Annotated in this window: 8 protein-coding genes and 2 tRNA genes; 9 read left to right on the top strand and 1 reads right to left on the bottom strand. The window is 33.4% G+C overall.

Annotated elements, in window-relative coordinates:
- The 7 genes from ilvN to cimA form a co-directional block, all read left to right on the top strand.
- Nucleotides 1-252: acetolactate synthase small subunit (gene ilvN / locus AC27L2_RS13440; protein ID WP_487212279.1), on the top strand; the 252-nt coding region annotated here is incomplete at its 5' end.
- Nucleotides 249-1,241: a ketol-acid reductoisomerase gene (ilvC, locus tag AC27L2_RS13435; protein WP_487212278.1), complete on the top strand. Its 993-nt coding sequence runs from the start codon at nucleotides 249-251 to the stop codon at nucleotides 1,239-1,241. The genes ilvN and ilvC, both read left to right, overlap by 4 nt.
- A gap of 26 nt (nucleotides 1,242-1,267) precedes the next feature.
- Nucleotides 1,268-2,362 carry a 3-isopropylmalate dehydrogenase gene (gene leuB / locus AC27L2_RS13430; protein ID WP_487212277.1) on the top strand — a complete coding sequence of 365 codons (1,095 nt, stop codon included), beginning with the start codon at nucleotides 1,268-1,270 and terminating at the stop codon, nucleotides 2,360-2,362.
- A 158-nt stretch (nucleotides 2,363-2,520) separates the two neighbouring features.
- Nucleotides 2,521-4,101 carry a 2-isopropylmalate synthase gene (locus tag AC27L2_RS13425; protein ID WP_487212276.1) on the top strand — a complete coding sequence of 527 codons (1,581 nt, stop codon included), beginning with the start codon at nucleotides 2,521-2,523 and terminating at the stop codon, nucleotides 4,099-4,101.
- A gap of 12 nt (nucleotides 4,102-4,113) precedes the next feature.
- Nucleotides 4,114-5,409, top strand: a complete 1,296-nt coding sequence (locus AC27L2_RS13420) for a 3-isopropylmalate dehydratase large subunit (RefSeq protein WP_487212275.1) — start codon at nucleotides 4,114-4,116, stop codon at nucleotides 5,407-5,409.
- 17 nt (nucleotides 5,410-5,426) lie between these two features.
- Nucleotides 5,427-5,984, top strand: a complete 558-nt coding sequence (locus AC27L2_RS13415; RefSeq protein ID WP_487212274.1) for a LeuD/DmdB family oxidoreductase small subunit — start codon at nucleotides 5,427-5,429, stop codon at nucleotides 5,982-5,984.
- A gap of 23 nt (nucleotides 5,985-6,007) precedes the next feature.
- Nucleotides 6,008-7,594: a citramalate synthase gene (gene cimA / locus AC27L2_RS13410; protein ID WP_487212273.1), complete on the top strand. Its 1,587-nt coding sequence runs from the start codon at nucleotides 6,008-6,010 to the stop codon at nucleotides 7,592-7,594.
- Between the two features lie 26 nt (nucleotides 7,595-7,620).
- Here cimA and proC read toward each other — a convergent pair whose 3' ends face one another.
- A complete protein-coding gene (gene proC, locus AC27L2_RS13405; RefSeq protein ID WP_487212272.1) occupies nucleotides 7,621-8,457 on the bottom strand; it encodes a pyrroline-5-carboxylate reductase in 837 nt (278 codons plus the stop codon).
- Between the two features lie 196 nt (nucleotides 8,458-8,653).
- On the opposite strand from proC, the gene AC27L2_RS13400 reads away from it, so the two are divergent.
- A tRNA-Tyr gene (locus AC27L2_RS13400) sits at nucleotides 8,654-8,737 on the top strand.
- 8 nt (nucleotides 8,738-8,745) lie between these two features.
- Nucleotides 8,746-8,818, top strand: a tRNA-Thr gene (locus AC27L2_RS13395).
- The last annotated feature ends 270 nt before the right edge of the window (nucleotides 8,819-9,088 follow it).

Below are 9,088 nucleotides of genomic sequence, written 5' to 3'. Positions count from 1 at the left end.
AAAGGAACAAGGTCTGAAATTATTGATATCTGCGAAATTTTCAGAGGCAATGTTGTTGATATAAATAATAAAACATTGATGCTGGAAATTACAGGACCTCCTGAAAAGATTGATGCTGCAATTAATGTTCTTGAACCTTATGGAATAAAAGAAATTGCAAGATCGGGACTTGTAGCATTACGCAGAGGTGAACAATCTCGAAAAAATATTAAAGATGAAATTGAAACTAATAAAGTGGGAGAATTAAAATGAAAATTTATTATGATGCAGATGCAAACTTAGATTTGCTAAAAGGAAAAAATCTAGCTGTTATCGGCTATGGCAGTCAAGGTCATGCTCATGCACTGAATTTGAAAGACAGCGGATTGGAAGTTGGAGTTGGGTTAAGAAAATCTAGTCCTCGCTGGAAAGAAGCTGAAGAAGCTGGTCTCAAAGTTTTTACTGTTGACGAAGTTTCAGAATGGGGGGATGTAATTATGATTCTTCTCCCTGACCAAAATCATAAAGAAGTTTATGAAAATGAAATTAAACCTCATCTTAAAGCTGGAAAAGCTTTAGCCTTTGCTCATGGATTTAATATTTTTTATAAACAAGTAATACCACCAGATAATATTGATGTAATAATGATTGCTCCAAAAGGACCAGGTCACCTTGTTCGAAGAACATTTCAAAATGGAAGTGGAACACCTTGCTTGATTGCTATTCATCAAGATTACACTGGAAAAGCAAAAGATATTGCACTTGCCTGGGCAAAAGGAATTGGAGGAACTCGCGCAGGTGTTATTGAAACTACTTTCAAAGATGAAACTGAAACAGATTTGTTTGGAGAACAAGCAGTTCTTTGCGGCGGCTCTGCTGAATTAGTTAAAGCTGGTTTTGAAACTCTCGTAGAAGCTGGTTATCCTCCAGAACTTGCATACTTTGAATGCATGCATGAACTTAAATTAATTGTTGATTTATATTATGAAGGCGGATTAACAAGAATGAATTATTCTGTTAGCGATACTGCAGAATATGGCGGAATGACAAGAGGACCAAAAGTTATTAATGCAGATACTAAAAAAGTTATGAAACAAATTCTTGATGATATTCAATCTGGAAGATTTGCAGAAGAATGGATTAATGAAAATAAAAATGGTCAACCTGTTCTGAAGAAATTAAGAGAAGAAACAAAAAATCATCTGATTGAAAAAGTTGGTGCTCAATTAAGAAGCATGATGAGCTGGTTAAGCAATAAATAAATTGAAATGAAATTATGGAGAGGAAAATGTATAAAATTACTCTTTTACCTGGCGATGGAATTGGACCAGAAGTAACAAATGCAGCTGTCAAAGTTATTAAAGTTGCTGGTGAAAAATTTAATACAGAATTCGAATTTAAAACAGAATTGATTGGAGGATCTTCTTACGATAAATATTCCGTTCCTCTTACTGATGAAGTCCTTGGTGAATGCTACAGTTCTGATGCTGTATTTCTCGGTGCAGTTGGAGGACCCAAATGGGAAAATCTTCCTCATCATTTAAAACCAGAAGCAGCATTATTGAAATTAAGAAAAGCTCTGGGATTATATGCTAATTTACGCCCTGCTAAAGTTTATACTCCAATGCTTTCTTATTCATCATTGAAAGAAGATGTATTGAAAGGAACCGATGTATTAATTGTAAGAGAATTAACTGGAGGAATTTATTTTGGCGAACCGCGTGGTTATGATGATGAGAAAGGTTTTAATACTATGATTTATACAAAAGAAGAAGTTGAAAGAATTGCAAAAACAGCCTTTGAGCTTGCAAAAGTTAGAAATAAAAAAGTTACATCAGTTGATAAAGCAAATGTTCTTGAAGTATCTCAATTCTGGAGAAAAATTGTAACTGAAGTTCATAAGAATTATCCTGATATTGAATTAAATCACATGTATGTTGATAATGCAGCAATGCAGCTTGTAAGGTATCCAAAACAATTTGATGTTGTGCTTACTTCAAATTTGTTTGGTGATATATTGAGCGATATTGCTGCAATGATTACAGGAAGTTTAGGTATGCTTCCTTCAGCAAGTATTGGCTCAAAATATGCACTCTATGAACCTGTTCATGGAAGTGCACCTGATATTGCTGGCAAAAACATTGCTAACCCAATTGCTGCTATTTCTTCTGCAGCCATGATGCTGAAATATTCTTTTCAAATGGATAAAGCAGCTGAACTGATTGAAAATGCAATAGAAAATGTTTTACAAAAAGGCTTCAGAACAAAAGATATTTATAAGGATGGAGATAAACTTGTTTCAACTGATGAAATGACTAATCAAATATTGGAAGAATTTGAAAAGTTGTTTGTCAATCAATCAATTAATGTGTTTACTCTTTAGTGATTGCAAAATTACAAAATTGAAAGATTGCATTAAAAGAATTGAGATTGTATCAAAATTCGAATTTGTTATCTGAGCTTGTGAAGAGTCTAATTTTTGGTTCTTCATTTTGTTCTTAATGCAATCTTTTCTAAAATTGAATTAAATGAGAGGTAATCATGGAACCAACAAGGATATTGATATTTGATACAACATTGAGAGATGGTGAACAATCACCTGGTGCTTCATTAAATGTTCATGAAAAATTAGAAATTGCACATCAGCTTGCAAAGCTGAATGTAGATATAATAGAAGCTGGATTTCCAATTTCATCACCAGCACAATTTGAAGCAGTCAAAAGAATTGCAGAAGAAGTTGACTGCATAATTGCTGCGCTTGCAAGAGCAAACGAAAAAGATATTAAAACTGCAGCAGATGCATTATCGCCTGCACCGCGAAAAAGAATTCACACTTTTGCAAGCACTTCAGATTATCATATTCTTGGTAAATTCAGCCATGAACGCTATGGTAAAACTCTTGAAGAAAAAAGAAAAACAATCTTAAAAATGTCCTATGATTCTGTAGCATATGCAAAAACTTTTACAGACGATGTTGAATTTTCTGCAGAAGATGCAGGAAGAACAGACATAGGATATCTTGCTGAAGTTGTGGAGGCAGCTATCGAAGCAGGTGCTACTACTATCAATATTCCTGATACAACCGGCTACACTTTACCATTTGAATTCGGAAATAAAATTGCTGAATTAAGAAAAAGAGTAAAGAATATTGATAATGTAATTATAAGCGTTCACTGCCATAATGATTTAGGACTTGCAGTTGCAAATTCACTTGCTGCAATTATGAACGGTGCCCGTCAGGTTGAATGCACAATTAATGGAATAGGTGAAAGAGCTGGTAATGCATCACTCGAAGAAATTGTTATGACATTAAATGTTCGAAAAGATTTATTGAATTACTACACAAATGTCAATACAAAAGAAATTTATAACACAAGCAAAATGGTCTCTGCATTTACTGGATTGCTTGTTCAAAGAAATAAAGCAATTGTTGGCGAAAATGCTTTTGCTCATGAATCTGGAATTCATCAAGATGGCGTTCTTAAAAATCGTCAAACTTATGAAATAATGACTCCCGAAAGTGTTGGAATTCCAAAAAATAAAATTGTATTAGGAAGACATTCAGGTAGACATGGATTGAAAGTAAGACTTCAAGAACTTGGTTATACTGTTTCAGAAGAAGAACTCCAAAAAATATATGATGCATTCATTGAACTTGCAGATAAAAAGAAAGAAGTTTTTGATGACGACTTAAGAATGTTGATGGGCGATGAAATTCAAAAACGAGATGAAATTTATGAGCTCGAATATCTTCATGTAAATGCAGGAACAAATCTGGTTCCAAATGCTGTTGTTCGAATTAAAGTTGGAGATAAATTAATTGAAGAATCTGCAACTGGTGATGGTCCAGTTGATGCAGTCTTTAATTCAATTGAAAGAGCTCTTTCAATTAAATCTGAATTAGAATCATATCAAGTTCGTTCTGTTACTGCAGGAAGAGAAGCAATGGGTGAAGTTCTTGTTAGAATTAGAAGCGGAAATAAATCATTTACCGGAAGAGGAATATCTACCGATATCATAGAAGCAAGTGCCAAAGCTTACTTGAATGCACTTAATCAAAAAGAACAATTCAACAAAGAAGAATTAGTTGATAAACAAGAAAAAATTTCAGAAGTAATATAAAGGATTTAATAAATGGGAATGACAATAACAGAAAAAATTCTTGCAAAAGCTTCGGGCAGAAAAAGAGTTGAACCCGGAGAAAATATCTGGCTTAATGTTGATGTTTTAATGACCCACGATGTGTGTGGTCCTCCAACAATCGAAATATGGAAAAGAGAATTTGGAGATAAAGCAAAAATTTGGGATAAGAAAAAAGTTGTAATATTTCCTGACCATTATATCTTTACAAAAAATCCTCAAGCAAATAGAAATGTAAACATTCTTCGTGAATTTGCGAACGAGTATGATTTGCCAAATTATTATGATGTTGGAACAGAAAGATACAAGGGAGTTTGTCACATAGCTCTTGCTGAAGAAGGTTACAATTTGCCAGGAACAGTTTTATTTGGAACAGATTCACATACTTGCACATCAGGTGCATTTGGAATGTTTTCAACAGGTGTTGGAAATACTGATGCTGCATTCATACTTGGCACCGGAAAAATTTGGGAAAAAGTCCCTGAATCAATGAAATTTATATTTGAAGGAACTTTGCCGCATTATCTTACTGCAAAAGATTTAATACTTCAAGTGCTGGGAGATATTACAACAGATGGCGGAACATATCGAGCATTAGAATTTGATGGCGAAGCTATTTTTTCTATGCAAATGGATGAAAGAATGACATTAACAAATATGGCAATAGAAGCTGGTGCAATGAATGGAATAATTAAAGCTGATGAAGTAACTGAGAAATATGTTAGAGAAAGAACTGATGCACCATATGAAATTTTCGAAAGCGACCCTGATGCAAAATACCGTGCAATTTATAAATATAATGTTAATGAAATCGAACCTTTAGTTGCTAAACCACACAGCCCGGATAATCGAGATACAGTAAGAAATGTGCAGGGAACAAAACTCACAAAATGCTATATTGGTTCATGCACTGGAGGTAAACTCAGTGATTTTATTAATGCAGCAAAAATAATTTTTGGGAATCAAGTCAAAGTTCCAACTTTTATTGTCCCAGCAAGTACATATGTATATAATCAACTGGAAGTTGAGACTATTAATGGAGTTTCATTAAAACAAATTTTTGAAAATGCTGGTTGTGTAATTGCTCCGTCCTCATGTGCTGCTTGTCTTGGCGGACCAGCAGATACTGTAGGAAGAGCAACTGATGGCGAAGTTGTTATTTCTACAACAAATAGAAATTTCCCTGGCAGAATGGGAAGCAAAAAATCCGAAGTTTATCTTGCGTCACCTTTTACAGTTGCTGCTTCTGCTGTAACAGGTGTAATTACAGACCCAAGAGAATTTTTATAAAAATTCAGGAATTAATTATGGAAAAAATTATTAAAGGAAAAGCATTTGTACTTGGAGATAACATTGATACAGACCAAATTATTCCAGCTGAACATCTTGTTTACAGCTTAAGCGACCCGGAAGAATCAAAAAAATATGGAAGATATGCATTGTCTGGTGTTCCACTTAAAAATTCCGGTTTGCCTGATGGAGGTATTCCATTTATAGATGGTGAAAATTATCAATCAAAATATAACATTATAATCGGCGGCTCAAACTTTGGTTGCGGCTCTTCAAGAGAACATGCACCATTTGCATTGCAAATGGCAGGTGTGAAAGTAATTGTTGCAGAATCTTATGCAAGAATATTTTATAGAAATTGTGTTGATGGCGGGTTTGTTATTCCTTATGAAACCCCAATTAAATTGAATGATAAAATCAAAACAAACGATGAACTTGAAATTGACCTTGTTAATAATACATTAAAAAATCTTTCTTCTTCTGAAGAATATAAATTAAATCCACTTGGAGATATACTTCCAATAATCGAAGCTGGAAATATTTTTGAATATGCCAGAAAGAATAACATGATTTGATATCATAAAAAATGAGGTAAGATATGTTTATAGAAATATTTGATACAACACTAAGAGATGGAACACAAGGCGAAGGTGTAAACCTTTCAGTCCAGGATAAATTATTAATTGCAAAAAGACTTGATGAATTTGGAATTGATATTATTGAAGGAGGCTGGCCAGGAAGTAATCCTAAAGATGAAGAGTTTTTCAAACAAGCAAAAAATCTTAAACTCAATCATGCAAAATTAACTTCATTTGGTTCAACTGCTCGTTCGGTTAAAGATGTAGAAGGCGATTATAATCTTAATACTTTATTAAAATCCGAAACCCCTATCATCACAATTTTTGGTAAAACCTGGCAGCTTCATTCACAAAAAGGTTTGGGTTTGAGTGATGAAGAAAATGCAGAATTAATTTACAAATCTGTTAAATATCTTAAAGCCCATGTTGATAGAGTAATTTTTGATGCAGAACATTTTTTTGATGGTTATAAACATAATCCAGAATTTGCATTAAAAATGCTTGAAGCAGCAACTGAAGGCGGAGCTGATACATTAGTTCTATGCGATACTAATGGAGGTTCATTACCTGAAGAAGTTTTTAAGATTGTAAGTGAAGTTAAAAACAAATTTAATTTACAAATTGGAATTCATGCTCATAATGATGCGGAACTTGCAGTAGCAAATTCACTTGCTGCGGTAAATGCTGGTGCTACACATGTTCATGGAACAATTAACGGTGTAGGCGAAAGATGTGGGAATGCAAATCTATGCAGTATAATTCCAAATTTAATTTTGAAATTGAATCATGAAACAAATCAAAAAAATACTCTGCAGCACTTAACTTCTCTTTCTAACTATGTTTATGAATTGATGAATATTCATCCAAATACAAGAGCAGCTTATACAGGCAAATCTGCTTTTGCCCATAAAGGTGGTGTACATGTTAGTGCTGTTATGAAAGACAGTAGAATGTATGAACATATTGCACCAGAATTAGTTGGAAATAAACAAAGAGTATTAATTTCAGATTTATCTGGTCAGAGCAATATTAAATACAAAGCAAAAGAAGTTGGCATAGACATTTCCGATGATAAAGAATTAAGCAAGAGATTAGTTAATTATATTAAATCACTTGAATATGATGGTTATCAATTTGATGGAGCAGAAGCATCATTTGAATTGCTGTTCAGAACCGAAACTAATGAGTTTTCTCCATTCTTCAGATTAATTGATGCTAAAGTAAATGTTTTTTATGATGCAGATGGTCATACTACTTCAGAAGCGGTTTTGAAAATTGAAGTAAATAATGAAATTGAACATACAGCAGCTGATGGCAATGGTCCGGTAAATGCACTTGATACTGCATTAAGAAAAGCACTGTTGAGATTTTATCCTGAGATAGCAAAAATAAAATTAGTTGATTACAAAGTTCGTGTGCTTGATGAAAAAGAAGGTACAGGGGCAAAAGTAAGAGTTATGATTGAATCAAGTGATGGCAATGATACATGGGGGACTGTAGGAGTATCAACCAACATTATTGAAGCAAGTTTTAAGGCTTTGAGCGACAGTATTAATTATTGCTTGTTCAAGAATTATAAAAATCAACAGGTATTAAGCAAATCATAATTTTTGAGGATGAATTAAAGATAGATTTAATTCTTTAATTCATCCTTATCATTTAATCCATTTAATCGGGATAATTCTTTTGACCTTTCTTCTGCTCTTAAAATTGCTTTTGAAAATATTTCAGCAAAATTATTTTTCTTAAGCACTTCGAATGCAGCTTCGGTTGTTCCTCCCTTAGATGCAACTTTTTTAATTAATGTTTCTAAATCTAAATCAGAATTATTTATAACATGGAATGCACCATGCATAGTATGTTTAACTAATAAACTTGCCAGACTTTCATCAAATCCCATTTTCTTTGCTGTTTCAATCATCGTCATAACAATGTAATAAAAATAAGCTGGCCCGCTTCCACTTAATGCTGTAACGCCATCCATAAGATTTTCATCTTCAATCATGAAAGTTCTTCCAGTGGTGCTTAGTAAATTTTCCACTGTTGATAAATGATGAATGCTTGTTTTCTCTGAAGGGATATAAACTGTAATTCCCATACCATATTGAGCTGGCATATTCGGCATTGCACGAACAACAATTTCATGATTAAGAGCTTTACGAAGAAGTTCTAACTTAATACCAGCAAGAATTGATATGACAAGAGTTTCCCTGTTAATCTTATTGGATAAAATTTTAGCAACAGATAAAAAGTCTTGTGGTTTTACAGCTAAGATTAAAACATCGGAATTAAGTACCTCATCATTTGGACCAATAACAACTGTACCTAAATTTTCTTCTTTTAGTTTTTTAGCATGTTCTTCATTTTTGACAACAAGATATAAATCGTTTTTATTAGATTTGTGATACTGAATAAAAGAGCGTGCATAAGTTAATCCCATATTGCCGCAACCAATTATTGCTATTTTCATTTAATCCTCTTTTGATTAAAATTGTAAGTGTAAAAATAAGAATTTTTGTTTTTATTTTGAGTTCTCTCATTTTGGAAGACATAATTTACTTTCATTTTTTTAGAATGCTAAGAAAATATTTTAACATTCTTGCTTTTTTTAATCTATGCTTCTATATTTGATGCTCGTTTTTTAAGATTATGGGTGAAATTTGTCTGGGCGGACGCCGGAGTTGGAGAGCCGGGGCGGACTGTAAATCCGTTGGCGAATGCCTTTGGGGGTTCGAATCCCTCGCCGCCCACAGTATTAGCTGATGTAGCTCAGTTGGTAGAGCACTTCCTTGGTAAGGAAGAGGTCACCGGTTCAATCCCGGTCATCAGCTCATTAAATAAAATAACTCGTTTATATATAATTCCAGCATTAAGAGTTATTTGAAAAATGTTCATAAAATTTTGAATTTTATTGTATAGGGAGTAACTCAGTTGCTTGTCCGCCTCTGGCGGAGCAGAGTCACTTTCCCGAATAATTTGTTCATTCTAATTTTGATATTCTAAAAAAAATAAGCGGGAGTAACTCAGTTGCTTGTCCGCCTCTGGCGGAGCGAGTCACTTTCCCGAATAATTTGTTCATTCTAATTTTGATATTCTAAAAA

The organism is Rosettibacter sp. KY25 (assembly GCF_057554405.1).
The sequence above is the reverse complement of the archived record's forward strand: the minus strand, read 5'-3'. Positions and strand labels throughout refer to the sequence as shown.